General features: G+C 69.7%; 28 protein-coding genes. 15 read left to right on the forward strand and 13 right to left on the reverse strand.

The window, feature by feature from the left end; all coding sequences use genetic code 11:
• Positions 1 to 8: 8 nt before the first annotated feature.
• The 5 genes from R9B84_RS24670 to R9B84_RS24690 all read right to left on the reverse strand — a co-directional run bounded on the left by R9B84_RS24670 (position 9) and on the right by R9B84_RS24690 (position 4,803).
• Complete coding sequence (locus tag R9B84_RS24670) at positions 9 to 962, reverse strand: TauD/TfdA dioxygenase family protein (protein WP_423762653.1); 954 nt, start codon at positions 960 to 962, stop codon at positions 9 to 11.
• Positions 963 to 1,110: 148 nt separating this feature from the next.
• Positions 1,111 to 1,956 carry an ABC transporter ATP-binding protein gene (locus tag R9B84_RS24675; protein ID WP_423762654.1) on the reverse strand — a complete coding sequence of 282 codons (846 nt, stop codon included), beginning with the start codon at positions 1,954 to 1,956 and terminating at the stop codon, positions 1,111 to 1,113.
• 40 nt (positions 1,957 to 1,996) lie between these two features.
• Positions 1,997 to 2,827 carry an ABC transporter permease gene (locus R9B84_RS24680; RefSeq protein ID WP_423762655.1) on the reverse strand — a complete coding sequence of 277 codons (831 nt, stop codon included), beginning with the start codon at positions 2,825 to 2,827 and terminating at the stop codon, positions 1,997 to 1,999.
• A gap of 35 nt (positions 2,828 to 2,862) precedes the next feature.
• On the reverse strand, positions 2,863 to 3,705 hold the full coding sequence (locus tag R9B84_RS24685) for an ABC transporter permease (RefSeq protein ID WP_423762656.1): 843 nt from the start codon (positions 3,703 to 3,705) through the stop codon (positions 2,863 to 2,865).
• A gap of 15 nt (positions 3,706 to 3,720) precedes the next feature.
• Entirely contained in the window at positions 3,721 to 4,803 is a 1,083-nt protein-coding gene (locus R9B84_RS24690; RefSeq protein ID WP_423762657.1) for an ABC transporter substrate-binding protein, read from the reverse strand.
• Positions 4,804 to 5,667: 864 nt separating this feature from the next.
• Here R9B84_RS24690 and R9B84_RS24695 point away from each other — a divergent pair.
• From R9B84_RS24695 to R9B84_RS24750, 12 genes are all read left to right on the forward strand, one after another.
• On the forward strand, positions 5,668 to 5,850 hold the full coding sequence (locus tag R9B84_RS24695; RefSeq protein WP_034179896.1) for a Flp family type IVb pilin: 183 nt from the start codon (positions 5,668 to 5,670) through the stop codon (positions 5,848 to 5,850).
• 89 nt (positions 5,851 to 5,939) lie between these two features.
• Positions 5,940 to 6,419, forward strand: a complete 480-nt coding sequence (locus tag R9B84_RS24700) for an A24 family peptidase (protein ID WP_423762658.1) — start codon at positions 5,940 to 5,942, stop codon at positions 6,417 to 6,419.
• A gap of 19 nt (positions 6,420 to 6,438) precedes the next feature.
• The gene (gene cpaB / locus R9B84_RS24705; protein WP_423762659.1) at positions 6,439 to 7,455 is read left to right on the forward strand and encodes a Flp pilus assembly protein CpaB; all 1,017 of its coding nucleotides are present in this window, start codon (positions 6,439 to 6,441) and stop codon (positions 7,453 to 7,455) included.
• A 58-nt stretch (positions 7,456 to 7,513) separates the two neighbouring features.
• Entirely contained in the window at positions 7,514 to 8,893 is a 1,380-nt protein-coding gene (locus tag R9B84_RS24710; RefSeq protein WP_423763570.1) for a type II and III secretion system protein family protein, read from the forward strand.
• 15 nt (positions 8,894 to 8,908) lie between these two features.
• Entirely contained in the window at positions 8,909 to 9,292 is a 384-nt protein-coding gene (locus R9B84_RS24715; RefSeq protein ID WP_423762660.1) for a CpaD family pilus assembly lipoprotein, read from the forward strand.
• Between the two features lie 22 nt (positions 9,293 to 9,314).
• Entirely contained in the window at positions 9,315 to 10,538 is a 1,224-nt protein-coding gene (locus tag R9B84_RS24720; protein WP_423762661.1) for an AAA family ATPase, read from the forward strand.
• On the forward strand, positions 10,535 to 11,935 hold the full coding sequence (locus R9B84_RS24725) for a CpaF family protein (RefSeq protein WP_423762662.1): 1,401 nt from the start codon (positions 10,535 to 10,537) through the stop codon (positions 11,933 to 11,935). The genes R9B84_RS24720 and R9B84_RS24725 overlap by 4 nt, the downstream gene beginning before the upstream one ends.
• Entirely contained in the window at positions 11,932 to 12,909 is a 978-nt protein-coding gene (locus R9B84_RS24730) for a type II secretion system F family protein (protein ID WP_423762663.1), read from the forward strand. Before R9B84_RS24725 ends, R9B84_RS24730 begins: the two co-directional genes overlap by 4 nt.
• A complete protein-coding gene (locus R9B84_RS24735; RefSeq protein ID WP_423762664.1) occupies positions 12,906 to 13,850 on the forward strand; it encodes a type II secretion system F family protein in 945 nt (314 codons plus the stop codon). Before R9B84_RS24730 ends, R9B84_RS24735 begins: the two co-directional genes overlap by 4 nt.
• Positions 13,847 to 14,704, forward strand: a complete 858-nt coding sequence (locus R9B84_RS24740; RefSeq protein ID WP_423762665.1) for a tetratricopeptide repeat protein — start codon at positions 13,847 to 13,849, stop codon at positions 14,702 to 14,704. Before R9B84_RS24735 ends, R9B84_RS24740 begins: the two co-directional genes overlap by 4 nt.
• The gene (locus R9B84_RS24745; protein WP_423762666.1) at positions 14,701 to 15,129 is read left to right on the forward strand and encodes a TadE/TadG family type IV pilus assembly protein; all 429 of its coding nucleotides are present in this window, start codon (positions 14,701 to 14,703) and stop codon (positions 15,127 to 15,129) included. The genes R9B84_RS24740 and R9B84_RS24745 overlap by 4 nt, the downstream gene beginning before the upstream one ends.
• Positions 15,122 to 16,162 (forward strand): TadG family pilus assembly protein, encoded by a 1,041-nt coding sequence (locus R9B84_RS24750; RefSeq protein ID WP_423762667.1) that lies wholly within the window; start codon positions 15,122 to 15,124, stop codon positions 16,160 to 16,162. Before R9B84_RS24745 ends, R9B84_RS24750 begins: the two co-directional genes overlap by 8 nt.
• Here the strand turns inward: R9B84_RS24750 and R9B84_RS24755 are convergent.
• Both R9B84_RS24755 and R9B84_RS24760 read right to left on the reverse strand, forming a co-directional pair.
• Positions 16,126 to 17,388 carry a glycosyltransferase family 87 protein gene (locus R9B84_RS24755; RefSeq protein WP_423762668.1) on the reverse strand — a complete coding sequence of 421 codons (1,263 nt, stop codon included), beginning with the start codon at positions 17,386 to 17,388 and terminating at the stop codon, positions 16,126 to 16,128. The genes R9B84_RS24750 and R9B84_RS24755 overlap by 37 nt on opposite strands.
• 14 nt (positions 17,389 to 17,402) lie before the next feature.
• Positions 17,403 to 18,479 (reverse strand): glycosyltransferase family 2 protein, encoded by a 1,077-nt coding sequence (locus R9B84_RS24760; protein WP_423762669.1) that lies wholly within the window; start codon positions 18,477 to 18,479, stop codon positions 17,403 to 17,405.
• A 220-nt stretch (positions 18,480 to 18,699) separates the two neighbouring features.
• Between R9B84_RS24760 and R9B84_RS24765 the strand changes: the two genes are divergently transcribed.
• Entirely contained in the window at positions 18,700 to 19,074 is a 375-nt protein-coding gene (locus R9B84_RS24765) for a phage protein NinX family protein (protein ID WP_423762670.1), read from the forward strand.
• A gap of 42 nt (positions 19,075 to 19,116) precedes the next feature.
• Here R9B84_RS24765 and R9B84_RS24770 read toward each other — a convergent pair whose 3' ends face one another.
• Both R9B84_RS24770 and R9B84_RS24775 read right to left on the reverse strand, forming a co-directional pair.
• Positions 19,117 to 20,106, reverse strand: a complete 990-nt coding sequence (locus R9B84_RS24770) for an ABC transporter substrate-binding protein (protein ID WP_423762671.1) — start codon at positions 20,104 to 20,106, stop codon at positions 19,117 to 19,119.
• Positions 20,107 to 20,240: 134 nt separating this feature from the next.
• Entirely contained in the window at positions 20,241 to 21,119 is an 879-nt protein-coding gene (locus tag R9B84_RS24775) for a LysR substrate-binding domain-containing protein (RefSeq protein ID WP_423762672.1), read from the reverse strand.
• 100 nt (positions 21,120 to 21,219) lie between these two features.
• Between R9B84_RS24775 and R9B84_RS24780 the strand changes: the two genes are divergently transcribed.
• Positions 21,220 to 22,788, forward strand: a complete 1,569-nt coding sequence (locus R9B84_RS24780; RefSeq protein WP_423762673.1) for an MFS transporter — start codon at positions 21,220 to 21,222, stop codon at positions 22,786 to 22,788.
• Positions 22,789 to 22,907: 119 nt separating this feature from the next.
• Entirely contained in the window at positions 22,908 to 22,982 is a 75-nt protein-coding gene (locus R9B84_RS24785) for a hypothetical protein (protein WP_423763571.1), read from the forward strand.
• On the opposite strand, the gene R9B84_RS24790 is transcribed toward R9B84_RS24785, so the two are convergent.
• From R9B84_RS24790 to R9B84_RS24805, 4 genes are all read right to left on the reverse strand, one after another.
• A complete protein-coding gene (locus tag R9B84_RS24790) occupies positions 22,965 to 23,411 on the reverse strand; it encodes a hypothetical protein (protein WP_423762674.1) in 447 nt (148 codons plus the stop codon). The two genes, R9B84_RS24785 and R9B84_RS24790, sit on opposite strands and share 18 nt — an antisense overlap.
• 111 nt (positions 23,412 to 23,522) lie before the next feature.
• A complete protein-coding gene (locus R9B84_RS24795; protein WP_423762675.1) occupies positions 23,523 to 23,756 on the reverse strand; it encodes a DUF1090 family protein in 234 nt (77 codons plus the stop codon).
• Positions 23,757 to 24,058: 302 nt separating this feature from the next.
• Positions 24,059 to 25,216, reverse strand: coding sequence for a LysR substrate-binding domain-containing protein (locus R9B84_RS24800; protein WP_423762676.1), 1,158 nt, complete (start codon positions 25,214 to 25,216; stop codon positions 24,059 to 24,061).
• A gap of 61 nt (positions 25,217 to 25,277) precedes the next feature.
• Positions 25,278 to 26,006 (reverse strand): aspartate/glutamate racemase family protein, encoded by a 729-nt coding sequence (locus tag R9B84_RS24805; protein ID WP_042978255.1) that lies wholly within the window; start codon positions 26,004 to 26,006, stop codon positions 25,278 to 25,280.
• Position 26,007 lies beyond the last annotated feature (1 nt).

Consider the following 26,007-nt stretch of genomic DNA (forward strand, 5'->3'; position numbering starts at 1 on the left):
CGCGGACGTTATTGCAGCGTCGCGCCCGGCCCCTTCAGCACGACGCTCTGGCGGCCGTCGATCCCGACCGGTACATCACCGTGAACCGTCGCGCGTCGAACGACGCGGCGCGCATCGCCGTAGTCGTTGATCGCGTAGTGCTGCGTCGCGCGGTTGTCCCAGATCGCGACGTCGCCTTCCTCCCAGTTCCAGCGCACGGTGTTCTCGAGACGCGTCACGTGCTCGTGGAAGACCTGCAGCAGGTGCGCGGAATCCTGCGCCGACAGCCCCTTGAGCCGCTGCACGAAGTGCCCGAGCACGAGCGTGCGTTCGCCGGTTTCCGGATGCACGCGCACGACCGGGTGCTCGGTTTCGTAGACGGTCGACGTGAACACTTCGCGGTAGCGCTTCAGTTGCGTGTCGTCGGCGTGCACGTGCGTCGACGCGTAGTCGTATGCGTTCGTATGGATCGCCCACAGCGTGTCGGCGAGCGCGCGCAGCGGGTCGGGAAGATGCGTGTACGCAGCGGCCGTGTTGGCCCACACCGTATCGCCGCCGAACGGCGGGATCACGACCGCGCGCAGGATCGAGATCTTCGGGTATGCATCGACGAACGTGACGTCGGTGTGCCACGAATTCGCACGGGCGCCGTGCGCGGAATCGAGTTCGAGCAGATGCGCGCTGCCGTCGACGGACGGCACGGTCGGGTGCGCGACCGTGTCGCCGAAGCGGCGCGCGAACGCTTCCTGCGCGGTGTCGTCGAGTTGGTGCTGGCCACGGAAGAACAGCACCTTGTGGCGCAGCAGCGCGGCCTGGATCGCATCGAACGTCGCGTCGTCGAGCGTGGCCGACAGCCGGACGCCGGCGATCTCGGCGCCGATCCGGCCGGCCACCTGGCGAAGCTGGAGCGGAGCGGCGGCCGTGCGCGGCGCGGGGTGCGAAGCATGCGAAGACGGGTGAGCGGCGTGCTGGACGTCGGACATCGGGAATCTCCTGGAGTCGGGTCGGTCGAGTCTCCATTCAAGCAGGGACCGCGCGGAACCGGAACCGATGAATCGTCACAACCTTAGCGTGCGCGCTGCGATGATCGATATGTGTCGTTTTGCTGAGCAATGCGGTCGCGACACGTGCCTACCACGCAAGCCGCCATTCGCCGATCCGGTGCGTGCTCGGCGTGTCGATGCGCTTGCCGCCCGAGCCATCGTCGTGCGGCGGTTCGTGATCGTCGAAATCGGCGAGCACCGTGTCGCGCAACCGCGTGAATTCCGCCGAATCGCGCCGGCGCGGCCGCGGCAGCGCGACGTCGACGATCCGTTCGATGCGGCCCGGACGCGGCGCCATCGTGACGACGCGATCGCCGAGATAGACGGCTTCGTCGACGTCGTGTGTGACGAGGATCGTCGTGATGCGTTCCTGTTGCCAGATGCGCAGCAGTTCGTTCTGCATCCGCGCGCGCGTCTGCGCATCGAGCGCGCCGAACGGCTCGTCGAGCAGCAGCATGCGCGGCCGGTTCACGAGGCCGCGCGCGATCGCGACGCGCTGCGCCATCCCGCCCGACAACTGGTTCGGAAACGCGTGCTCGAAGCCGTTCAGCCCGACGAGCGCGATGTGGTCCGCGACCGCGCGCCGTTTCGCGGCCGCGTCGAGCGGTGCGTTGCGCAGCGCGGCGCCGATGTTCTGTTCGACGGTGAGCCACGGGAACAGCCGGTGATCCTGGAACACGATCCCGCGTTGCAGCGACGTGTCGCGCACGCGTTCGTCGCCGGCGCGGATCTCGCCCGAGTAGTCGGTGTCGAGCCCCGCGATCAGCCGCAGCAGCGTCGACTTGCCGCAGCCGCTTGCGCCGACGATCGTGACGAATTCGCCGGCACGCACGTGCAGCGACACGTCGTCGAGCACGGCGAGCGACGCGCCGCGTTGCGCGTAGTGCTTGCTTACGTGGAGGATGTCGAGCGAGTCGGAAGCGAGGGTCGTCATGGCGGAGCGAGTAAGGACGCGACAGGAAAGGAGAGGGCGATCACCGCGGCAGGTCGCCGCGCCGGGCCAGCACCTTGCGTTCGATCGCGCGCGCGATCGCGTTCAGCGCCCAGCCGGTCACGCCGACGACGATGATCCCGAACAGCACGAGATCCATCCGGAACTGCTCGCTGCCGTCGATCAGCGTGTTGCCGATCCCGCTGCCGGCGACGAGCAGGTATTCGGCGCCGAGCGTCGCGAGCCACGAATAGATCAGGCCGAGATACAGCCCGGTGAAGATCGACGGCAGTGCGGCCGGCAGGATCACGTAGCGGACGAGCTGGAGCCGCGAGTAGCGCAGCGCGCGGGCGACGTCGACATACGCGCGCGGCACCGCGTGAATGCCGTCGCACGTATGTGCGGCGACGGGCAGCAGCGCGGCGAGCGACAGGAACACGACCTTGGCGACGTCGCCGAGGCCGAACCACACGGAAATCAGCGGAATCCACGCGAACAGCGAGATCTGCTTGAACGTGTCGAAGCTCGGGCCGACCATGCGCGCGGCGATGCGCGACAGCCCGAGCGCGGTGCCGAGCAGCAGACCGCCCGTCGCGCCGATGGCGAAACCGCAGGCTTCGCGCGCGAGCGACGCGGACAGCGCGCGGCCGAGTGCGCCGCTCGTGACTTGCGACCACGCGGTACGCAGGACATCGGCCGGGCCGACGAGCAGCCCGCTGTTCACGAGGTGCGCGGAGGCGATCGCCCACCAGAGCGCGAACGCGACGAGCGGCAGCACGACGCCGCGCCAGTCGGGCGCATGCAGGCGGCGGGCGGCTGCGACGGGCGATGGCGTGGCGTCCAGCGCGAGCGTCGGCGTGACGGAGTGCGGCATCGGGTGATCTCCTTCGGTTGCGCGGGCAGGCTGGTTCAGCCGCGGAACGCGGACGGCACGCCGCGGCGCAGGCGTGCTTCGAGTGCGTCGAGCAGCCGGTTGATCAGCAGGCCGACCGCGCCGACCACGACCACGGCCGCCATCACGAGATCGAGCTGGAACAGTTGCCGCCCGTACACGATCAGGTAGCCGAGCCCTTCGGAAGACGCGACGAGCTCGACGACGACGAGCGCGAGCCACGACTTGGTGAACGCGAGCCGCACGCCGGTCGCGAGCGTCGGGATCGCGGCCGGCAGCACGACGTGGACGATGCGTTGCCGGCGCGTGTAGCCGAACCCGCGCGCGACTTCGTCGAGCGCGGGCGGCGTCTGGCGAAACCCTTGCAGCGTGCTCATCGTGACGGGGACGAGCGCGGCATGCGCGATCAGCAGGGTCTTGAGCGGTTCGCCGACGCCGACGAGCAGCAGCAGGAACGGCAGCCAGCCGAGCACCGGGATCTGCACGAGCGCGTTGAAGCTCGGCAGCACGTAGGCTTCCAGCGTGCGCGACACACCGAGCGCGACACCGATCGCGAAACCGAGCAGCGAGCCGGCCGCGAAGCCGACCAGCACGCGCTGCAGGCTGATCAGCGTGTGGCGCGCGAGATCACCGCTCGTCGCCAGCTCGGCGAGCGCGTCGTACACGCGTTCGGGCGGCGGCAGGATTTGCGGAGCGATCCAGCCGCGCGCACTGCCGACGGTCCACAGCGCGAACAGCAGCGCGGGCAGTACCCACGGCGCGAGCTGCCACGCCAGCCGCTTCGCGCTCGTCGCGCGGCGCGGCTGCGCGGCGAGCACATGCGGCTCGGACGACGGAATCGGGATCGCGGTGTCGCTCATCGGGGCCGGTCCGGGTCAGGAGAGGGGCTTGCCGGCTGCGTCGTAGCGTGGCCAGTAGTTGTCGAGCTTCAGCGTGCGCAGGGCATTGTCGAGATACTTCGGCTCGAACCAGCCGTCGACGTCGACCGGCTGGCGGATCAGCTTCAGCTTCAGCGCATCCTGCGCGACGGCCTTGTAGCGCGCGACGAGGAACGGATCGATCAGCGGCGACAGGCGGTCCTTCAGGCGCTGGTTCGCATAATCGGCCTGCCACGACGAATACGGCACGCCGCTTTTCGCCCACAGCTTGAACAGCGCATCGCGGTTCGCTTCGTCGGACGACCATTGCGCGCCCTTTACGATCGCGTTGACGACGCGCTGCACGATGTCCGGATGCGCGCGCTCGAAATCGTCGAGCACGAGCAGGTGGGTCTGGCGCGTGTACTGCGGGCCATCGTTCTGCGATTCGTAGATGATCTTCGCGAGACCCGCGTCGCGCAGCTTGTATAGCGCGTAGTCGCTCACCGACGCGTCGATGCCTTTCGACGCGAGCGCGGCGAGCGAGCTTGCGGCATCGAGATTGATCACGCGCAGGTCGCGTTCGCTGAGGCCGTTCTTCGCGAGCGCGTTGTCGGCGACGAGTTGCAGGTTCGTGCCGCGGAAGATCGACACGCGGCGGTCTTTCAGGTCCGTGATCGAACGGATGCCGGAGTCGGGCGGGACCGCGATCTTCACGCCCGAGCGCACGCTCGCGGCGAGCAGCAGGCGTGTCTTGATCCCGTTCGAGCGTGCGAGCACGGCCGGCAGGTCGCCCTGGTACGCGAAGTCGAGCGCCTTGTTGGCGATCGCCTCGTTGACGGCCGGCCCCGCGCCCTTGAAGAACAGCCACTGCACCTTGATGCCGTCGGCCGCGAACTCCTTTTCGACCAGTTGCTGCAACTGCGCAGTGGCGGCGCTCGATCCGCCGAAGGTCGGCGGATCGCCGGCGCCTTGCTGGGCGACGCCGATGCGGATGGTGGCGGGCTTGTCGGCGTGCGCGGCGGTGGCCGCCAGCGTCATCAGCGTGGCTGCCAGCAGCGATCGCAGCAGGCGCAGCGGAAACGGAAATCGATCGGTCATGGTGCGTCGGGTCGGGAGAAAATGAAGTCGGGCAGCGAGGCGTCACGCCATTCTGGTGGACGCTTCCGGCGTGGGACAAGCAACGATTTGAACTATGCTTATCGCCGCTTGGCGGGTTGCCGGGCCGGGCGCGCCGTGTTGCGCGGACGGAAAGCGGATTCGCATGTATCGGGGAATCGTTCAGGATTCCGATCATGTCGATTCACGTAGATTGCCTGATCGGCAAGCTACGATCGGGAAATCCCTGAAATGGCGAAATCGCGGATTCGCATGTCGATCGGCGGGCGAATTCAGACGGTGAATTGAGTATGGACGAGTATCGGGCGGTTGATTGAAACCGATCCCGAACGGTCATCTTTTCCTGGCTGGCCGCGCGAAACGGTGCGCACGGCCGCATCCGACATACCGAAAAATCGAATGGAAACGGGTTATCCGCCCGCCGGGAAATGACGTATCGCGACAGTTAACATACTTACGTCTGCATCTGAACCATACGGAATGTCGCGAGAAAGAATTTCGGAAGACGACGCGTATGAATTGCATCGTTTCAGGGTGCCATCCATAAATACATTCCGACGCTAAATAATTTGAAATCGTCCGAAAAATTGTCTATACCCTAGACGAATCAGCGCGGTCGGCGTCATGTCGGCACGGCCGCACAAGCAGGTGCGCGAATGCAACGATCGATGCCGTCGTTGCATGCCGCGCGCCGCAGTGATCGAGCGGACTTCGGGGAGGCGAACGGCCTGATGCCAGGGTCGTTCGCGTGAGTCGCGAATGGGCGAACGCCCCGGGCAACCGCCGGACCATGTAGCGTCTTTACGTTCAACGGTCGATCATCGACCCCGTCACACGGAGGTTGCCATGCTGCAATACGTCAAGTCCCTGCTGCGTGATGAACGTGGCGTCAGTTCGCTCGAATATGCGGTGCTGGCCGGCATCGTCGTGGTCGCGCTGGCGGCGGTCGGCGTGATTCTCAGCAGCACTTCCGGTGGCTTGCCGAGCGTGTTCACGGCGCTGATCACGAAGGTGACGAGCCTGATCTGATTCCCTGAACGCGCGCGCCGCCGACGAACACACGGATCCGCAGCGGTAGAACGTATCCAGCCGGGGGTGCGCCGACGGACGGCTCTCCCATGCTCACTCTCGTGCAGTCGGTGGCCACGGTCGTGCTGGCGTCGCTCGCGGCGCAGGACCTGCGCGACCGGCGCCTGTCCAATCGCGCGGTGCTGGCGTTCGCGATGCTGTATTTCGTCGCGGCGGCGCTCGCGCGCGAAGGGCTCGCGCCGCTGGCCGGCCACGTCGCGACTGCCGCGGCGATGCTGCTGCTGTTCGGCGGCTTGCGCCACGCGGGCTGGATCGGCGGTGGCGACGTCAAGCTGGCGGCGGCGGTATTCCTGTGGGCCGGCCCGGCGCTGGCGTTCCCGGTGTTGACGATCGTCGGCGCGGGCGGCGCCCTGTGCGGCCTCGCTGCGCTCGCGGCCGTCGCGTGGCAGCGGCGCACCGCGCCCGCCCGCGCGGTCGCCGCGCGCGGCGTGCCGTACGGCGTCGCGCTCGCGCTCGGCGGTGCGCTGGCCGTCTGGGCGCCGTTTCCGCACGCGGTTTCGCTTACCTAGCCGGGGGACGCACGCCGCCATGCCCAAACCTCTGAGAATGGCCGTGCTGATCGTCGCTGCCGGCATCGGCGCGTTCATCCTGCGCGAACTGTACGTCGCCGCGTCGACACCGTCGGCCCCCGGCGAAGCGGACCAGGCGCGCGTGCGCGTCGCGGCCGCCGATCTGCCGGAAGGGCTGCTGCTGCGCGACAACGATCTCGCGTGGAAGCGCATGCCGCGCGCACAGGTGCCGCCGGGCGCGTTCGTCGAGTCGCAGCCGGGCGCCGATCTGAAGGGCGCACTGCTGCGCAACCGCGTCGGCGCCGGCACGCCGATCCGCACGGACAACGTGATTCCGGGCGGCGCGCCGGATTTTCTCGCGGCCGCGCTGCAGCCCGGCATGCGCGCGATCTCGGTGCCGGTCGACGACGTGTCGGGCAACGCGGGGCTGATCCAGCCGGGCGACTTCGTCGACGTGGTGCTCACGCAGCAGATCGGCGGCTCGGCGACGTCGCCGGGCACCTTCGAAGCGGAGACGGTCGTGCGGCGCGCGCGCGTGCTCGCGGTCGGCTCGGAATTCCAGCGCGCGAAGACGCCGGCGAGCGCGCCGGACGCGACGGCGCGCGCGCGCACGGTCACGCTCGAGGTCGCGCCGCGCACCGCGCAGGTCGTGCTGGTCGCGACGCGCCTCGGCTCGCTGTCGCTCGTGCTGCGCAGCTTCGCGACCAGCGACCGGCGGCAACCGGCGGGCGGCGACGAGCCGGAGCCGGATACGCAGCCGGTGTGGGCGGGCGACGTGTCGCGCGCGGCCCGCGAGGCCGCGCGTGCGCCGTCCGCCGGGCCGGAAGCCGGCGGCGCGCGGCCGACGGGACAGGGCAACACGGTCGTGATCTATCGCGGTTCATCGATCGACGACGGGTCGCGCGGCGGCGGCGCCGGCACGCCGGGCCTGCCGCCGCTGCCGTCCGGCTTGCCGGGGCTGGCGGCGCTGCCGGGCGGCGGCAATGTCGCGACGGATGCGACAGCGCAACTGCCGAGGGTGGCCGCGCCGCAATGACGGGTTGACGGATCGGGCCGGCCGCCGGCCGGCATTTGACGGGATGACGGGAACACGCATGGTGCGCATGGTTCGTTGGATCGCTCTCTGGTGCCTGGCCAGCCTCGCCGCGCCCGGCGTCGCGTTCGCGCAGGGCGCGCGCGCGCCGGACGCCGGCGCGGCGCTGTCGATCGCGACCGGCAAGGGCGAGATGCTGTCGCTGCCCGAGCCCGCGGTCGCGATGTTCGTCGCGGATCCGACCATCGCCGACATCCAGGTGCCGTCGCCGCGCACCGTGTTCGTATTCGGCAAGAAGGCCGGCACGACCACGCTGATCGCGCTCGGCGCGAACCATCGGCCGATCCTGCGCAGGACGGTGATCGTGCAGGTCGACACGGCATCGCTGCAGGCGGTGCTCGACAGCCGCTTTCCGCAGCTGAAGCTGTCGGTGTCAGGCGCACCGGGCTCGCTGATGGTGTCGGGCAAGGTGCCGGGCGCGGCCGATGCGGACGCCGTGATGCAGTCGCTCGCGCCGTACCTGCACGACAAGGAAAGCATCGTCAACCGGCTCACGCTGTCGCGCCCGATCCAGGTGAACCTGCGCGTGCGGGTGACCGAGGTGAGCCGCAACGTCACGCAGCAGCTCGGCATCAACTGGAGCGCGCTCGGCGGCGCCGGCAACTTCGTCGGCGGGCTGTTCAACGGGCGCACGCTGTTCGACCCGACGAACGGCCTGTTCAACCTGTCGCCGACCGGCGCATTCTCGGTGCTCGGCGGGTTTCGCGCGGGGCGCTGGTCGATCGACGTCGTGCTCGATGCGCTCGATCAGGAAGGGCTGATCACGATGCTCGCGGAGCCGAACCTGACCGCGATGTCCGGCGAGACGGCGAGCTTCCTCGCGGGCGGCGAGATTCCGATCCCCGTTGCGCAGAGTGGCAACACGGGTGCGATCACGGTCGAGTACAAGCCGTTCGGCGTGTCGCTCGACTTCACGCCGACCGTGCTCGCCGACAACCGCATCAGCCTCAAGGTGCGGCCGGAGGTCAGTGAGGTCGATTCGAGCAACAGCGTGACGACGGGCAGCATCAAGGTGCCGGCGCTCACCGTGCGGCGCGTCGAGACGACGGTCGAGCTGTCGAGCGGGCAGAGCTTCGCGATCGGCGGGCTGCTGCAGAGCCAGACGGCCGACACCGTGTCGCAGATCCCGGGGCTCGGCCGGCTGCCGATCATCGGCCGGCTGTTTTCGTCGAAGAACTTCCAGGACAACAAGACCGAGGTGGTCGTGATCGTCACGCCGTACATCGTGCAGCCGGCCGGGCCCGGCCAGCTCGAGCAGGCGATCGACACCGTCGCGCGGCCGAGCAGCGATCTGGAGTTCGCGGTGCAGCGCAACCTCGGGCTCGACCTGCTGTCGGGCGACACGCCGCGCCTCGTCGGCGCCGCGGGCTTCGTGTACTGAACCGGAGGATCGCCCATGCGAGTTCGAACCACCGTCCTGGCCCTGCTGCCGCTGGCGCTGGCGGGCTGCATGTCGGCGCAGCCGCCGCTGAACCTGCCCGACGCGCGGTCGATCGGCTTCGACGGCGTGCAGGCGGTGCCGCCCGACTGCGCGAAGCTGATGCAGCCGTCGCATCTCGTCGACGCGGGCTTCGGGCGGCCGGGCGTGCCGTTCGGCTGCGCGACCTACACGAACCTCGCGACCATGCTCGCGCGGCCGCAGGATCTCGTCGCGCCCGTGCCGTACGGCGGCGCCGACGCGGAAGTCGCGGCCGGCGCGGTGCGCCGCTACGTCGAGGATCGCGTGAAGTTGCCGACGCCCGGCAAGACGCTGACGACGACCGGCTCGCCCGGCCATTGAACCGATTCCGGATGCCATCGCGATGCCGCCCATGAACGTCCTCGACCGCCAGAATGCCAAGCGCGCCGCGTCCGCCGGCGCGACGGATCTCGTCGCGGTCGTGTCCGATCCCGGCAGCGAGGACGTGATCCGGCGCGTCGCGCACGATTTGTCGATCGCGCGCGCGCACCTGCAGATCGGCACCTGCGACGACGCGATCCGGCTGCTGCAGCAGCACGAGCGTTCGCCGCGCCAGCTGGTCATCGACGTGTCGGATTCAGTGCTGCCGGTGTCGGACCTGATGCGGCTCGCCGACGTGTGCGATCCGTCGGTGCGGGTCGTCGCGATCGGCACGCAGAACGACGTCGGGCTGTTTCGCAACCTGCTCGGCATCGGCGTGCAGGACTACATCGTCAAGCCGCTGACCGTCGAATTGATGCGGCGCGCGCTGACGGCGACGGAATCGGTCGTGCAGGTGCGCACCGGCAAGATCGTCAGCTTCGTCGGCGCACGCGGCGGCGTCGGCACGACGACCATCGCGGTGAGTCTCGCGCGATGCCTGGCGGGCGAGAAGCGCCGCCGTGTCGCGTACGTCGACCTGAACCTGCATGGCGGCGGCGCGAACTCGATGCTCGGGCTGTCCAGCAACAACGGGCTGGTCGAGTTGCTGAACATGGAGCAGCGTCCCGACGACGCGCTGTTCGACCGCATGTTCGTCACGCAGGGCGACCGCCTGCACGTGCTGTCGGCCGAGCTCGCGTACGGCGCCGACCTGCCGCTGAGCGACGGGGCGGTCGCGCGGCTGGTCGACATGCTGAAGGACCGCTTCCACTACGTGCTGTTCGACGTCGGCAGCGGCGCCGGCAAGCTGTTCGAGGATGCGCTCGAAACGTCCGATCTCGTCTACGTCGTCGCCGACCGCTCGGTGCACGCGGCGTACGAATCCGCGCGGCTCGGACGCTTCATGCAGGAGCTGCCGGGCGAGCGGCTGTTGTCGATGGTGCTGAACAATCCGCTCGCGCCGGTCGCGGGCCGCGTCGAGCCGGCCGATTTCGCGGACGCGTTCAGCGGCGCGACGCTGCGCGAGCTGCCGCACGAGCCGCAGACGCTCGCGGTCGCCGAAAACCTCGGCGAGCCGATCGAAGGCGCGAAGCGCCGCGGCTTCCTGGACGGGATCCGGGCGCTCGCGAACGGCATCACCGGCGAACCGATGGCCGTCGCCGAACCGTGGTATGCGCGCTTCGTCAAGTGGAGGAAAGGACCGTGACGTTCGGTAACCGCAACCGGCCGCCGCCGGACCCGGCGCCGGCCACCTCGCCCGCGGCGCCGCACGCGCCGACCCCGGCGGCTGCGCCCGCGCCGCCGCCGACCCGCGCGCCCGCGGCCGCCGACACCCATGAGGCGCTGATCCGCTCCGGCAAGTTCGACGCGATCCGCACCGCGGTGTTCGCGTCGATGAACATGTCGGCGGCGCTGATGAAGACCCGCGACGAAGTGCGCGCGGGCATCGAGCAGGTGGCGGCGCACACGGTCGAGCGCGAGCGCCTGAAGATCACGGCCGGCGAGCAGGTGCTGATCGTCGACGCGATCCTGAACGACATGTTCGGCGTCGGGCCGATCGAGCCGCTGCTCGCCGACGATACCGTCACCGACATCCTCGTCAACGGGCCTGACCAGGTCTACGTCGAGCGCGCGGGCCGGCTCGAACTCACGTCGCTGAAGTTTCGCGACGACGCGCACGTGACGAGCGTCGCGCAGCGGATCGCGGCGGCGGTGGGCCGGCGCGTCGACGAGAGCAGCCCGATGGTCGACGCGCGTCTCGCCGACGGCAGCCGCGTGAACGTCGTGCTGCCGCCGATCGCGATGCGCGGCCCGTCGATCTCGATCCGCAAGTTCGCGAAGCGCGACATCACGCTCGCGCGGATGGCGCATCAGGGCAACATCTCGCATCCGATGCTGCAGGTGCTGAAGGTGGCGTGTTCGTGCCGGCTGAACATCGTGATCTCCGGCGGCACCGGCTCGGGCAAGACGACGCTGCTCAACGCGCTGTCGCAGCACATCGAGCAGCACGAACGGATCGTGACGATCGAGGACGCGGCCGAGCTGCAACTGCTGCAGCCGCACGTCGTCAGCCTCGAGACGCGGCCGGAGAATACCGAGGGGCTCGGCGGCATCTCGCAGCGCGACCTCGTGCGCAACGCGCTGCGGATGCGCCCCGACCGCATCATCCTCGGCGAGATTCGCGGCCCGGAGGCGTTCGACGTGCTGCAGGCGATGAACACCGGCCACGACGGCTCGATGACGACGATCCATGCGAACTCGCCGCGCGACGCGATCAGCCGGCTCGAAAGCATGGTCATGATGGCGAACGCGAACCTGCAACTGCTGTCGATCCGGCGCCAGATCGCGAGCGCCGTTCACCTGTTCGTGCAGGTCGAGCGGATGCGCGACGGCGTGCGGCGCGTCACGCGCATCACCGAGATCGTCGGGATGGAAGGCGAGGTGGTCATCACGCAGGACCTGTTCTCGTTCCGCCAGGAAGGCGACACGACGCGCGACGCGGTCAAGGGCGTGTTCGACGCGTCGTCGCTGCGGCCGGCGTTCGCGGCGCGCGCCGCGTATTACGGCGTCGAGGACGCGCTCACCGAGGTGTTCCGGCAATGAAGGCCGCCGACCTGTTCGCGGCGGGCGCGTTCGTCGTGATCCTCGGGATCGGGCTCGCGCTGTCGTCGGCGCTCGATCGCGCGCGCCACACGCCGGCGCAGCGCATTCGCGAGCGGTTGCGGCGCCTGTCGCCGTTGCGCGCAGGCCGCGACGCGGGCGCGGCCGACGGGGCCGGCGTCGCGCTGTTCAACCTCGAACGCCGGCAAAGCCGTGTGCGAACGTGGCTGCAGCGCTACGTGACGCGCGTGCACGCGGTGGGCGGCAAGGGCGGCATGCGGATCGTCGTCGCCAGCACGATCGCCGGCGCGATCGCGGCGCTCGTCGCGGTGAAGCTGATCGGGCCGCCGGGCGTGCTGCGTCCGCTGATCTGCGTCGGGGTGCCGCTGCTCGCGATGCGCGCCAGCTACCGCTCGCTGGTCGAGCGCTTCCGGATCCGTTTTCTCGAAGCGTTCCCGGACGCGATCGACCTGATCGTGCGGGCCGTGCGCGCAGGTATTCCGGTTACGCAGGCGATCAGCACGGTCGGCGACGGCGCGGCCGAGCCGGTGCGCTCGACGTTCCGCACGATGGGCGACAGCCTGCGGGTGGGCGCAGATCTCAAGGATGTGCTGACCCAGGCGGCGGACCGGCTGATGATCGCGGACTTCTCGTTCTTCACCGTCTACCTGCTGCTGCAGCGCGAAACCGGCGGCAGCCTCGGCGAGACGCTCGACGAACTGTCGAGCATCATCCGCTCGCGCCGCGACATCCGCCTGAAGACCCGCGCGCTGACCGCCGAAGGGCGGATCACGACGAAGATCATTTCGGCGGTGCCGTTCGTGATGATCGGCGCGCTGTTCCTCGTGAACCGCGCCTACGTGATGCTGCTGTTCACGACACCCGCCGGCAACATGATGCTGACGATCGCCGCCGGGCTGCTGACGGTCGGGCTGCTGACGATCCGCAAGATCTCGAGACTGGATACCGCGCGATGACGATGTCGATACTGGCCGCCCGCGGCCTCGAACTGCTGCTGTTGCTCGCCTGCGTCGGCGTGGCGCTCGCCACGCCCGGCGGCAGCACGCGCCGGCGCATCGCCGAGCGCGTGCAGCAGGCGGCCGGGCAGCGTGCGCCGTCGCTATCGGCGGGGCGGCTGCAGCCGGACGAGGTCCGCCAGGGCCTGACGCGGCGGCTCGCGCAGCTCGGCGAACGGCTGCCGGTGCTCGACCCGATGCAGCGCGTGAAGCTCGGCCTGCAATTGACGCGTGCCGGCTTTCGCGAGCGCCGCGCGGTGTCGTCGATGATCGGCATCAAGCTGAGCTGCGGCGTGCTGTTCGCGGGCGTCGCGATCGTGTTCAGCCCGTTCATTCCGCGCTTCGGCGAATACTTCGTGATCCGTGCGCTGGCGATGGTCGCCGCGTTCGTGATCGGCGTGATCGTGCCCGAGTATGTGCTCGGCGTGATGATCCGGCGGCGGCGGCGGATCATCGCCGCGTGCTTTCCGGACGCGCTCGACCTGCTCGTGATCTGCACGATGGCCGGCAACAGTCTCGCTTCGGGCATCCGGCGCGTCGCGCACGAACTGGCGCGCATCTGCCCGCCGCTCGCCGACGAGCTGACGGTGTGCGCGGACGAACTTACGCTGAGCGGCAACGTGTCCGCGACGCTCACGCATTTCGCGATGCGCGTCGATTTCGCGTCGGCGCGCTCGCTCGCGACGACGCTCACGCAGTCGCAGCGGTTCGGCACGCCGATCACGCAGGCGCTGCGAACCCTGTCGCGCACCGAGCGCACCGAGCAGATCGTCGCGCTCGAGGAAAAGGCCGCGAAGCTCGCGCCGAAGATCACGCTGCCGATGATGCTGTTCATCCTGCCGACGGTCTGCCTGATCGCGGCGGGCCCGGCGGCGATCCGTCTCCTCGAGGTGTTCAAATGACACGATCCGTCGTACGCGCGCTCGCGCTCGCGGCCGTGCTGCCGGTGCTGGCCGGCTGCGGCGCGCAGGGCGTCCAGACGCGGCCGGTGCTGTCGCACAAGAGCGACGACCCGCAGGCCGAACTGCGCATCGCGGACAGCGCGCTTGCCGGCGGCAACGTCGATCTCGCGTCGACGCTGTACGAGAAGGTGCTCGCCGCGCATCCCGATTCGCTCGCAGCGCAGCTGGGGCTCGGCGACGTCAACTATCGCACCGGCAACCTGGAGCGCGCGCGGATCCTTTATGAGGAAGCGCAGCGGCAGTCGCCCGCGGAGCTCGGCCCGCGGCTCGGGCTCGCGCGCGTCGCGTTGCGGCAGCGCCGGCTCGACGAGGCCGCGCAGCGCTATCGCGACCTGCTGGCCGCGCAGCCGAACCATCCGCTCGCGGCGGAAGGGCTCGGCACCGTGCTCGACCTGCAGGGGCGCCATGCGGATGCGCAGGCCGTGTATCGCGACGCGCTGCGCGCGCACCCGGACGCGCAGGGGCTGCGCATCGACCTCGGGCTGTCGCTCGTGCTGAGCAACCGGCCGCGCGAGGGCGTGAACGTGCTGCTCGACGTCGCGGGGCTGCCCGATGCGCCGTGGCAGGCGCGCCAGAACCTCGCGTTCGCGTATGGCGTGCTCGGCAACACCGATTCGGCGAAGAAGCTGCTGTCCGCGGATCTGCCTGCGTCGGCGGTGGCCGACAACCTGCGCTTCTACCAGGCGGTGCGCGCGCGGCTCGCGTCGCGCGGGGCAGCAGGCGGCGCGCCGCCGCTGTCGGGCGCGGCGCTGGAGTCGGGCGTCGCGCCGCCGGGAGCGGGGGCCGCAAAATGACACGCGGGGCGACGGGCGCCCGCCGCGCGCGCGGCGTCGTGTCCCTCGAGTTCGTGCTGATGCTGCCGTTCCTGCTGATGGTGCTGATCGGCATCATCGACACGAGCCTGATCCTGTGCGACAAGGCCGTCATCACGAACGCGAGCCGCGAGGCCGCGCGCGCCGGGGTCGTGCTGCGCGTGCCGATGCTGACCACGACGCAGATCGCCAGCGTCGCGCAGACCTATATGCAGAACAGCCTGATCACCGGCGGCACCGCGACGACGCCGGCCGTGACCGTGACCCAGGCGAACGGCACGACGGCGGGCACCGCGCTGACGGTGACGGTGACCTACACGTATTCGGGGATGGTGCTCGGTTCCGCGTTCAGCGCGCTGACCGGCCCGGTGACGGTCTCGGCCACGTCGGTGATGCTTTATGAATGACGCGGGCGACACGCGAGCGCTCGGCCCCGCGCGGCAGCGCGGCTCGGTCGCGCTGTTCTTCCTGCTGTTCCTGATTCCGCTGCTGTCGTTCGGCGCGCTGGCGATCGACATCGCATGGGTGGCCACGGTGCGCAACCAGTTGCAGAACGCCGCCGACGCGGCCGCGCTCGCGGGGGCCGACGCGATGATGTCGCCGAGCGGCGGCGCGCTGAACTGGTCGCAGGCCGCGCCGGCGGCGAACGGCGTGATCGCGCAGAACTCGGCGGCCGGCGCCGCGTTGTCGACCGGCACGGTGACCGCCGGCTACTGGAACGTGACGCGCAGCCCCGCATCCATGCAGGCGACGACCATCACGCCCGGCGCGTACGACGTGCCGGCCGTGCAGGTTACCGTGTCGCGTGCGCCGGGCGTGAACGGCGGCTCGATTCCGCTGCTGCTCGGCGGGCTGCTGGGGATTCCCGGCGCGTCCGGCAGCGCGACCGCGGTGGCGGTGCTGGCCGCGCCGGGCGGGGTCGCGGCCGGCGGACTGTTCCCGGTCGCGATCGATCAGTGCGTGTACAACCAGTACTGGAACGCCGTGACCAACCAGCCGCTGATCAATCCGCTGACGGGCTTGCCGTACGAGTTCTCGATCACGAACGGCCAGACCTATGGCTCGCTGTGCATGGGCGGGCAGTGGACGTCGTTCCTGTCGACGGCGACCGACACGACGACGATGGGCGGGCTGATGGTGACCGGCAACCCGACGACGCTCAATATCGGCGACAGCATCTACCTCGCGACCGGCGTGAAGGCGACGCTGTACACGTCGGTGCCGGCCGGCACGACGGTGGTGCTGCCGGTCGTCACGCAAACGTCGAGCAGCACCTACGTGCCGATCGTCGCGTTCGCGGCGTTCCACATCGACGTGTCGCTCGGCGGCACGTACAAGTACATCCAGGGCCACTTCGTCGCCGGCGTGAAGATGACCGGCGTCGCGACCGGCGTCGGGCCGTACTACGGCGTGTACGTGCCGCCGCGGCTCGCGTTGTGAGCGCCGGACCGCGCGCGGCGCAGCAGCACGAGGAGGGCGGCGAGCGTCACGGCCGGGCCGATCTGCGGCAGCAGCAGCCACGGGTTCAGGTATTCGTAGAGCGGCAGTGCCCACATAAGCGCGATCGTGGCCTGCTCGCCGCGCAGCCAGCCATCGCGCCAGCCGATCGCCAGCATGCAGGCGATCGCGACGCCGAGCCACGCGAGTTCGTAGTGCCACACGTACGGATTCGCCGCGAGCGTTGCGACCGCCAGCACCGCCACGCGCACGCGGGTGTCGCGCGTGCGCGCCCACACGATGCACGCGGCGGCGATCGCGATCGCCGCGACGCAGGCGTGCGCGGCATACGCGGCGCCGAGCGGCAGGCCGGCGAGGCGGAACGACGCGAACGGCGTCGGCGACGCGAACCAGAACATCACGCCATGCTCGAGAATGAGCGCCCGCGCGAGCCCCGCGCTGGCGGCGAACAGGCGCAGCGATTCGACGCCGCACACCAGCACGCTCAACGCGCCGAACGCGGCGGTGGCGAGCGCGGCCCACGCGATCGTGCGCCACGCGCGCGCGGCGACCAGCACGAACGGGAACAGCAGCGCCATCTGCGGCTTGACCGACAGCAGGCCGATGCAGAGGCCGGCCCAGATCGGCCGGCGGTCGGCCCAGTAGACGGCCAGCGCCGCGCACGAAGCAGTCAGGAACGCGTTCTGCCCGAGCATCGCGGTGACGAACACGCACGGGGCGGCGACCAGCGCGAACGCGCCGACGCGCCGCACGCCGGGCGTCGCGCCGAGGCCCGAGACGCGCCACGCGGCGAACCCGAACACGACGATGCCGAACGCGACGAACAGCGGATAACCGATCGCAAAGGGCAGTAGCGCGAACGGCGTCACGAGCAGCAGGTAGGTGGGCGGGTACAGCCACGCGACGAGGCCTTCGCTGCGGAAATACGGGAACAACGCGGCGGCCAGCCGCGAGAAGGTCGGCAAATCGTACGCCTGCCATGGCGCGCCGTGCAGCATCACGTACGACGCCGACCAGAACACCGAGTAGTCCGCACCCGGGCTCGCGATGGTGGTGCCAGGCGTGTAACGGATGACGTACGCCCAGATCGCCAGGAACAGCGCGTGGAACACGAGCACGAACGCGCTGTACGTGACGACGCGCCGGGGCGTCAGCCACGCGCGGACGGGGCGCTCCGCCGAGCGCATCGATTGCCGGGGAATGTCCATGCGCCGCGTGCCGGTTACTTGACGGAGATTTTCCTGGCGCCGTGGCCGGCGGCCGCGGGCGTGGCCGGCCGGCGACGGGCCGCGTGCGTGCGCTTGAGCGGGAACTGCAGCAGCTTCGACGCCGGAAGCGCGGCGGCATCCCGCTCGGCGCGGTAGCGCGATCGCACCAGATAGACCGGGCGCTGCTTCGATTCGTGATAGATGCGGCCGAGGTATTCGCCGATCACGCCGATGCCGATCAGCTGGATGCCGCCGATGAACAGCACGACGGAAATCAGCGACGCGTAGCCATGCACCGGGTTGCCCAGCAGCAGCGTGTGCACGACGATGAACGCGCCGTATACGAGCGCGAGCATCGCGAACGTGAGGCCGACATAGGTCCACACGCGCAGCGGCACCGTGCTGAAGCTCGTGATGCCTTCGAGCGCGAAGTTCCAGCGCTTCCATCCGGAGAACTTCGACCGGCCGCCGCTGCGCGGCGCGCGCGTGTACTCGATGATCTCGATGCGAAAGCCGACCCACGCGAACAGGCCTTTCATGAAACGTCGCCGCTCGGGCAGCGCGCGCAGCGTGTCGACGACCTGACGGTCCATCAGCCGGAAATCGCCGACGTTCTCCGGCATCTCGACTTCGGAGAGCCGGTTGTGCACGCGGTAGTAGAGCGCGGCGGCCACGCGCTGCATCAACGGATCGCACCTGCGGTCGGTGCGCTTCGCGGCAACGACCTCGGCGCCCGCGAGCCAGCGCTCGACCATGGCGGGGATCAACGCGGGCGGGTCCTGCAGGTCGGCGTCGATCAGGATCGCCGCGGCGCCGGCCGCTTCGTCGAGGCCGGCGGTGAGCGCGGCCTCCTTGCCGAAGCGGCGCGTGAGATCGACGACGCGCACGCGCGGGTCGCCGGCCATGACCGCACGCAGCCGGTCGAGCGTGCGATCGCGGCTGCCGTCGTTGATGCAGACGATCTCGAAGCGGACCGTGTCGACCGACTCGAGGACGGGCAGCGTTTCGGCAAAGAACGCGTCGATCGTTTCGTCTTCGTCGTGAAACGGCACGACGAGCGAGACCAGCGGCTTTCTGGCGTGCGTGGGCATGCGTCCCCCGAGAGATCCGGCCTGCGCTGCACCGTATTGATCCGGTTGTCGTCCACCGCAGGCCGGACGACAGGCGTTACGATCATTGTATGCAGAAATCGACGATTCGTAATACCGATGCGCGGGGCGCGCGGCCGCCTGTTTCACCGTCGGGACGTGGTTCGTCGACGGCGGGCGCGCAGGCGCCAGGGCGAGGTTTTCGATGTCGACGGAGGGCGCGATGCAAGTTCAGGACCTGACCGGCGCAGCGCTGGACTACTGGGTGGCGATGGCCGAAGGTCTCGGCGCGCCGTGCGTCGCCGACGGCGCATGCCGGGCGATCCGCGAGGCGGGCGGCGCGAGCGTGTCGTTCGAGCCGTCGTCGTCGTGGGTAGACGGCGGCCCGATCGTCGAGCGCCTGCCGTTCGCCGCGTTCGAGCGCGACGGCGGGCGCGGCGCGTGGCGGGCCGTGCTGCACCGTGCGGTGCCGGCCGCCGGCGAGCGCTGCACGTTCAATCAGTCGGGGCCGACGCTGCTGATCGCCGCGATGCGTACGCTCGTCGCTTCGACCTTCGGCGACGACGTGCCGGATCTCGACATGTCGAAGCCGCGCTGAGCGTAGTCCGTCGCGTTGCGGTGCCGCCCGCGCACGCCGTCTCTATCCCGCGGACAGATTCCGGATCGCGATCGACGCGACGTCGACGCGCCGCGGCAGGATTGCATCGGCCGCCGCGCGATCGGCGACGCGTTGCAGCACGTCGATGTCGGCGCTGCTGAGGCTGCGTTGCGCAAGCGCAGCCCGGCGAGCGATGTCCGCAGCGGCGTCGGGCGGCAGGCGCGTCAGCGACGCATAGACGTTCGCATAGTCGGCCGGGTGCGCGAGCGCCCATTGGCCCGCGCGGGTGAGCCGGGCGAGCACGTCCGCGAGCGCCGCGCGTTTCGCGCGGTCGTCGAGCGTGTCGACCGGCGACGTGAGGAACGCGAGCCCCGAATTGATGCCGCTGCCGTCGCGCACGATGCGCGCGCCGCGTCGGACCGCATGACCGTAGTACGGGTCGAACGTCGCCCAGATGGCGATCCGCCGGGCCTCGAACGCGGCGAACGCATCGACGGGCAGCACGAAACGCACGTCGACGTCGCGCGGTGCCAGGCCGTGCTCGCGCAGCGCACCGTACAGCTGGTATTGGGAAATGCTGCCGCGCGCGGACGACACGACGACGGTTTGCCCTTTCAGGTCGGCAACGGTGCGGACCGGCGAGTCGGGCTGCACGACGATGCCGAGCGACGTCGGCGAGCCGACGCGGGTCGCGACGATCCGCAACGACGGATCGCCGAGCGCGGCCGTCAGCACGGGCAGGTCGCCGGCCGGTGCGAGATCGATCGCGCCCGCGCGCTGTGCCTCGAACAGCGGCGCGGCACCCTGGAAGTTGGCCCAGCGGAACCGGTATGGCGTGCCGTCGAGCACGTGCGCGGCTTCGGCCAGTGCGCGCAGGCCGCCGGCCTGGTCGCCGAGCACGAGCGTGACGCCCGACAGGTCGGCGTCGGCCGCATCGGCGGGCAGTGCGATGCCGCCGGCGAGCGGCGCGGCGGCGAGGGCGGCAAGACGCTGCAGCACGCGGCGGCGTGCTGTGGCGGAAGAGGGGTTCATCGGATGCGTGTCCTCGGTGATCCGCGCGCGAGCGGCGCGGCTGCCGGGCAGGTTACGGAATCGGTTTCCGGCCGACAAACATCGAATCGTGAAATGCATATTCGCGCGGCGACGGCCGGGCGCGCGTGGGCGGCTTATGCGGCCGGCGAAACCGTGCGCAGGAACGCCCGCACCGCCGGCGCCTTTTCGAACCGCCGGTGTGCGAGCGCGAGTTCCGACATGATCGGCTTGCCGGCGATCGGCCGGTACACGACGCCCGGCAACGACACGCAACCGGCCAGCGCATCGGGAATCACGGCGACCCAGCCGTTCACGGACACGCACGCGAGCACCGCGAGCAAGCCGCCAGGCCGCGCGGCGATCACCGGCGCGAAGCGGCCGCGGCGCGCGACTTCGAGCGTGCCGAGCTCCTGTTCGGGCACCGCGAAGCGCGCGTCGGCGAGGTCGGCCGCGCGCACGGCCGCCATCGACGCGTAGCGCGAATCGGCCGGCACGGCCGCGACGAACACGTCGCGCTGCAGCGTGACGATCCGCAGGCCGCCGGGCAGCGGCAGCGGCGGGCGCACGTACGCGAGATCGAGCCGGCCCGCGTCGAGCTGCTTCGCGACGTCGTCCATCGGCACTTCGCGCAGGTTCAGTTCGATGCGCGGGTGCGCGGCGCGGAACGCGCCGACCGTGCGCTGCAGCGTGCCCGAATAGACGGCGGACGATACGTAGCCGATCTCGATCCGGCCCAGTTCGCCGCGCTCGGCCAGCGCGGCGAGTTCGCGGCCGCGCTGCAGGTGCTCGAACGCGGCACTGGCCTCGGCGAGATAGGCCTCGCCGGCCGCGCTCAGCGTGACCGCGCGGCGCGACCGGTGAAAGAGCCGCACGCCGAGCACGCGTTCGGCTTCCTGGATCTGCCGCGTGAGCGCGGGCGGCGCCATGTCGAGCGCATCGGCCGCGCGGGCGAAATGCAGGTGCTGCGCGACGCTCAGGAACGCACGCACGTGACGGAATTCGAGCCGGTCCATGATTGCAATTTTCGTCAATAAAACAGCATCGGAGTGTCAATGACACGCAATACCGGACAAGCCTAGCATACGGCTCGTTCATCCTGTTCCGGAGTTGCCGATGTCCCAGTCCTCACCGGCGTCGCGCGCGGGCGCGGCCGCCGCCCCGCATGCGGGCGCCCGCATGCCGGCCGCCGCGACGCTCGCCGTCGCGTCGGCGACCTGTTCGCTGATCGTGCTCGACACCAACGTCGTGGCCGTGTCGCTGCCGAGCATCGCGCGCAGTTTTCATGCGAGCTTCGCCGATATCGAATGGGTCGTCAGCGCGTACATGACCGCGTTCGCCGCGTGCCTGCTGCCGGCCGGCGGGCTCGCCGACCGCTTCGGCCGCAAGCGGATGCTCGGTGCCGGGCTCGCGCTCTTTTTCGTCGCGTCGCTCGGCTGCGGCGTCGCGCCGTCGGCCGGCTGGTTGATCGCCGCACGCGCGGTGAAGGGCGGCGGCGCCGCGCTGCTGCTGACGGCCGCGCTTGCCGTGATCGCAAACCGCTTTCCGGACGGGCGCGAACGGGCGCGCGCATGGGCGATCTGGGGAATGTGCATGGGGATCGCGACGTCAATCGCGCCGCTCGTCGGCGGCGCGATCACGCAATGGATCGGCTGGCGCTGGGTGTTCCTGCTGAACCTGCCCGTCTGCGCGCTGCTGGCGATTGGCGCGCGCGTGGCGATCGACGAATCGCGCGATCCGCACGCGAAACGCGTGGACGCGGCCGGCAGCCTGCTGTTCGGCGCGGCGCTCGCCTGCGCGATCGCGGCGCTGATCGGCGCGCCGTCGCACGGCTGGCTGTCGGCCGCGACGCTCGGCCGCCTCGCGCTGGCCGTCGCGCTGTTTGCCGCGTTCATCGGCGCCGAGCGCTGGCAGGCACGGCCGATGATCGATCTCGCGCTGTTCCGCCAGCCGCGTTTCGTCGGCGCCGTGCTCGCGATGTTCGGCTATGCGGCGTGCGCACAGGTGATGATGACGTTCCTGCCGCTGTACCTGCAGAACGCATTCGGGATGTCGGCGATCGACGCGGGGCTCGGGATGCTGCCGTTCGCGTTCGCGATGATCGCCGGGCCGTCGCTCGGCGCGTCGCTCGCCGCGCGCGTGTCGTCCGGCGGCGTGCTGGCGGGCGGGCTCGCGCTGATCGGCGCGGGCAATCTCGCGACCGCGGCGCTGACGGCCAGCGGCGACTACCGGCTCGTCGCGATCGGCATGTTCGTGACGGGCTGCGGTGCCGGGATCATGAACGGCGATACGCAGAAGGCGATCATGGCGTGCGTGCCGCCGGATCGCACGGGCATGGCGTCGGGCATCAGCACGACGACGCGCTTCTCGGCGATCGTGACGGCCGTCGGCGTGCTCGGCGCGGTGCTGGCGGCGAGCACGCATGCGCGGCTCGACAGTTTGCTGTCGGCCGCGTCAGGCCTGCGCGCGTTCGCCGACGCGCCGTTCATGTCGAGCCTGCTGGCCGGCGATCTGGCGCAGGCGCTCGACCGCGTGCCGCCGTCGGCCGCCGGCATGCTCGCAAAGGCGGCACCCGTCGCGTTCGCGAGTGGGTTCGCCGATGCGCTCATGGTGAGCGGCGTGCTTGCGCTCGTTGCGTCCGTCGTTTCATACAAGTTGCTTGCGCAACCGATGCGCGACGCGTAGCGGGGCGTCCGGGGCATGCATGATGATCGCGCGCCACGGCTGATGCCGCGCGCGGCGCGCAGATCGGGTCGCGTCGCGCAGCTTGCGCTGCGCCTTCTCGACGTCGCGATCGAGTCAAGATCCTCGCCTGGGATGGGAACGGCGTCTGGTTGTTGATGAAGCACCAGGAGGTTGATCTACACGACGTTGTCTAGTGCTTTGACCTCTGCGATTCGTGGCTCGGTGATCCAGAGCGCATCGATAATCTGAAACACCAACGGGGCCAGCGGCGTACCGATGACCTGCTCTCGGGCAAGCGCGAATTCAAATAAGGTGGAAATATCAACACCGCGTTCCGCGGCGTTCACGATGGAGACAGCACCGCCTCTCTTGCGCGGCATATAGATCAATGAAACCAAGACGCGGTCGGCAGGCCCGGCGCTTTCCCCCCAGTCGCCTAACACAAGGTCAATGGTCGGTGGATGGTCCGGCCTTCCGATCGCCCATTGGACGAAGTAGACACCAACAACTGAATTGTCTTGATGTAGTTCGCCCGTGATTCTCCTCGTCTCGTGACCACAGCACGTGCAATTGAAAATGGATTCTTCCCCTGGATACGCGTGTATCGATTCGTCGTCTGACATTGGGCGAAGTCCCAAAATAGTTGAAGGTTGGAGGCGGCGGTTCCCGCAGGAATCCGAGAAAATCGGATTCCAAGACCACGCTCGCAGATAGGAGAACCGCCGAAATGAAGCCTACCAAGAAACCGGGTCACCGACCTCAAGGCGCTCCACCAATTTACTCTGAAGGACGTCGGTCGTGGATCGCATACGGTGCATTGCCTGTTGCGTATTGCCGTGCAGCTTCGCGTAGTCGATTTGTGTCTGCAGCGCGCGGATGCGCGTGGCGCAATCCTGCGTGTCGGCCATTGCGGCGGAGCTGGCAAGCAATGCGATCGGGAGCGTGATGGCAATCAGCGGGTGTTTCATCGGGGATTCCTCGGTGTGCTGCCGGTGGCAGGGTTTGTTGTTGGAGAAGTGCATGACGAAGCGTCGCCGTTGTGCAAGGGCGGACCGGCACGGGTAAATAGGATCAGTCTGACATGCGGTCGGTGACGTGCAGAGGACGGCAGAGGAAAGGCCCGATCGGGCTTGCGTATCGCGCTGGATAGCCGATGTGTCGGCCATGAGCAGGCTACGCGGAGTGCCGGAGCGATCGATGCGATGACAACTGGTGCGATGCGCGTGCGGCGACACGACACGACGTGCGTTCGCGGCGGTTCGCTGGCGGTTCAGTGCGACTTCGTCGTGGGGCGCAGACGACGCGCGGCGCGCGCGACAAGCGGACGGCGCGAAGCGCGGCAGTGCGTTGCCTTGCGTGCTCGCGGCGGGCGCAGCGGTTCGGACGCGGGCGTTGCCGATACGGTTGCGTCCGCAACCGCCGCAACCGCCGCAACCGCCGGCAGCGCGGCCTCGGCATCGAGCCAGCCGCGCGTCGCTTCGGCGATCAGCCCGCGCAGCCAGCGCACGCCGTCGACGCACGACCCCGATTCGTTCCACGTCATCCGGTACACGATGTCGGGCGGTTCGACCGGCAGCACGACGGCGGCGAGCGGCAGCAGTTTCGCGTAGTGCCGTGCGAGCCGGTACGTGGTGGTCAGGATCATGTCGGAGCGCACGAGCGCATGCGCGGCGAGTTCGAAGTGCGGCAGCGTCACGACGATTCGCCGCAGCAGCCCGACACGATCGAGCTGCCGGTCGATCGCGCCGGACGCTTCGAGCCACGACGGCGTCGGACACAGCTGCGGCGCTGCCGCGAAATCGGCGGCTGTCATCGCGCCGCGCCGTGCGAGCGAATGCGTCGCGCGCATCAGGCACACGACGCGGTCGTCGAACAGGTCGTCCTGCCGGAACCGCGACGAACGGGCAGGGCGATTGTCGATCACGACGTCGAGCTCGCCGTCGGCGAGTGCGCGCTCGTCATCGAAACCGTCGCCGAGCGGATGGAACACGAGCTGAGCGTTCGGCGCACGTTCGCGGAACAGCGCGACGAGCTTCGGCACGAACAGCACGTTCAGGTAGTCGGGGCAGCCGATCCGGTAGGTGCGCACCGACGTGCGCGCGTCGAACGTCGGCTGCTGGATGCGGATGAAGTCGATCACGCGCAGCGCGTTGCGCAGCGGTTCGATCAGCCGCGCGCCGAATTCGGTCGGCACCATCCCGTAGCGGCTGCGCACCAGCAGCGGATCGCCGAGCAGCGTGCGCAGCCGCTTGAGCGCGGCGCTCGTCGCCGGCTGCGACATGTTCAGCCGCACGGCCGCACGCGACACGGTGCGCTCGGTCAGCAGCACGAGCAGGATGCGCATCAGCCGCGCATCCAGCACGTCGAGCACGTCCGTCGTAACGGACGCGTTGCGGGGCAGGGCGTTCGGGTCTAGTGGATCCCGCATGCCGATACGCCTCCCGGCGACGCAATGCCCGAGCGCGACGCGCCAGCCGGACGGCGGCCCGTCATTTTGCGAAGGTTCCCGGCCAGCCGACGATCCGCTTCGGACGCGGCGGCGCGTACGTGCGAACCTTCGACGTCTTCAGCTTCAGGCGCACCAGCGACTCGGCGAGCGCGACCGCGGCCGACACGCCGTCGACCACCGGCACGCCCGTGCATTCCTCGATCTGCCGGTCGAGGCCGGCCATCCCGCCGCAGCCGAGGCAGATCACTTCCGCGTGATCGTCCTTCACCGCGCGCTGCGCCTGGCCGACGATCGACTCGATCGCGCGGGCCGGGTTCTCTTCGAGTTCGAGCACCGCGAGGCCGCTCGCGCGCACCGACGCGCAGCGTGCGTCGAGCCCGGCGAGCTTCAGGCGATCCTCGATCAGCGGCACCGTGCGGTCGAGCGTCGTGACGACCGAGTAGCGATGGCCGAGCAGCATCGCGATGCTCGCGGCCGCTTCGGTGATGTCGACGACCGGCACCGTCAGCAGTTCCTGCAGGCCTTCGCGGCCATGTTCGCCGTAGCCGGCCTGGATCACCGCGTCGTACGGCTCGTCGTAGCTCAACACGCGATCCATCACGGCGATCGCCGCGAGATAGCTCTCGAAGTTGCCTTCGACCGACTCCGCGCCGAAGCGCGGCGTCAGCCCGACGATCTCGGTGCCGGGCGACGCGGCGGCCTGCGCCTGCGCGGCGATCGCGTCGGTGATCGACTCGGTCGTGTTGACGTTGACTACCAGGATCCTCATC

It is taken from the genome of Burkholderia sp. NLJ2 (assembly GCF_049487195.1).
Lineage (GTDB): Bacteria > Pseudomonadota > Gammaproteobacteria > Burkholderiales > Burkholderiaceae > Burkholderia > Burkholderia pyrrocinia.

Excerpts from the sequence above, each read along its gene's own strand:
- R9B84_RS24670 (WP_423762653.1), bottom strand. The coding sequence starts at position 962 with ATGTCCGACGTCCAGCACGCCGCTCACCCGTCTTCGCATGCTTCGCAC.
- R9B84_RS24675 (WP_423762654.1), bottom strand. The coding sequence starts at position 1,956 with ATGACGACCCTCGCTTCCGACTCGCTCGACATCCTCCACGTAAGCAAG.
- R9B84_RS24680 (WP_423762655.1), bottom strand. The coding sequence starts at position 2,827 with ATGCCGCACTCCGTCACGCCGACGCTCGCGCTGGACGCCACGCCATCG.
- R9B84_RS24685 (WP_423762656.1), bottom strand. The coding sequence starts at position 3,705 with ATGAGCGACACCGCGATCCCGATTCCGTCGTCCGAGCCGCATGTGCTC.
- R9B84_RS24690 (WP_423762657.1), bottom strand. The coding sequence starts at position 4,803 with ATGACCGATCGATTTCCGTTTCCGCTGCGCCTGCTGCGATCGCTGCTG.
- R9B84_RS24695 (WP_034179896.1), top strand. The coding sequence starts at position 5,668 with ATGCTGCAATACGTCAAGTCCCTGCTGCGTGATGAACGTGGCGTCAGT.
- R9B84_RS24700 (WP_423762658.1), top strand. The coding sequence starts at position 5,940 with ATGCTCACTCTCGTGCAGTCGGTGGCCACGGTCGTGCTGGCGTCGCTC.
- cpaB (WP_423762659.1), top strand. The coding sequence starts at position 6,439 with ATGCCCAAACCTCTGAGAATGGCCGTGCTGATCGTCGCTGCCGGCATC.
- R9B84_RS24710 (WP_423763570.1), top strand. The coding sequence starts at position 7,514 with ATGGTGCGCATGGTTCGTTGGATCGCTCTCTGGTGCCTGGCCAGCCTC.
- R9B84_RS24715 (WP_423762660.1), top strand. The coding sequence starts at position 8,909 with ATGCGAGTTCGAACCACCGTCCTGGCCCTGCTGCCGCTGGCGCTGGCG.
- R9B84_RS24720 (WP_423762661.1), top strand. The coding sequence starts at position 9,315 with ATGCCGCCCATGAACGTCCTCGACCGCCAGAATGCCAAGCGCGCCGCG.
- R9B84_RS24730 (WP_423762663.1), top strand. The coding sequence starts at position 11,932 with ATGAAGGCCGCCGACCTGTTCGCGGCGGGCGCGTTCGTCGTGATCCTC.
- R9B84_RS24735 (WP_423762664.1), top strand. The coding sequence starts at position 12,906 with ATGACGATGTCGATACTGGCCGCCCGCGGCCTCGAACTGCTGCTGTTG.
- R9B84_RS24740 (WP_423762665.1), top strand. The coding sequence starts at position 13,847 with ATGACACGATCCGTCGTACGCGCGCTCGCGCTCGCGGCCGTGCTGCCG.
- R9B84_RS24745 (WP_423762666.1), top strand. The coding sequence starts at position 14,701 with ATGACACGCGGGGCGACGGGCGCCCGCCGCGCGCGCGGCGTCGTGTCC.
- R9B84_RS24750 (WP_423762667.1), top strand. The coding sequence starts at position 15,122 with ATGAATGACGCGGGCGACACGCGAGCGCTCGGCCCCGCGCGGCAGCGC.
- R9B84_RS24755 (WP_423762668.1), bottom strand. The coding sequence starts at position 17,388 with ATGGACATTCCCCGGCAATCGATGCGCTCGGCGGAGCGCCCCGTCCGC.
- R9B84_RS24760 (WP_423762669.1), bottom strand. The coding sequence starts at position 18,479 with ATGCCCACGCACGCCAGAAAGCCGCTGGTCTCGCTCGTCGTGCCGTTT.
- R9B84_RS24765 (WP_423762670.1), top strand. The coding sequence starts at position 18,700 with ATGCAAGTTCAGGACCTGACCGGCGCAGCGCTGGACTACTGGGTGGCG.
- R9B84_RS24770 (WP_423762671.1), bottom strand. The coding sequence starts at position 20,106 with ATGAACCCCTCTTCCGCCACAGCACGCCGCCGCGTGCTGCAGCGTCTT.
- R9B84_RS24775 (WP_423762672.1), bottom strand. The coding sequence starts at position 21,119 with ATGGACCGGCTCGAATTCCGTCACGTGCGTGCGTTCCTGAGCGTCGCG.
- R9B84_RS24780 (WP_423762673.1), top strand. The coding sequence starts at position 21,220 with ATGTCCCAGTCCTCACCGGCGTCGCGCGCGGGCGCGGCCGCCGCCCCG.
- R9B84_RS24790 (WP_423762674.1), bottom strand. The coding sequence starts at position 23,411 with ATGTCAGACGACGAATCGATACACGCGTATCCAGGGGAAGAATCCATT.
- R9B84_RS24795 (WP_423762675.1), bottom strand. The coding sequence starts at position 23,756 with ATGAAACACCCGCTGATTGCCATCACGCTCCCGATCGCATTGCTTGCC.
- R9B84_RS24800 (WP_423762676.1), bottom strand. The coding sequence starts at position 25,216 with ATGCGGGATCCACTAGACCCGAACGCCCTGCCCCGCAACGCGTCCGTT.
- R9B84_RS24805 (WP_042978255.1), bottom strand. The coding sequence starts at position 26,006 with ATGAGGATCCTGGTAGTCAACGTCAACACGACCGAGTCGATCACCGAC.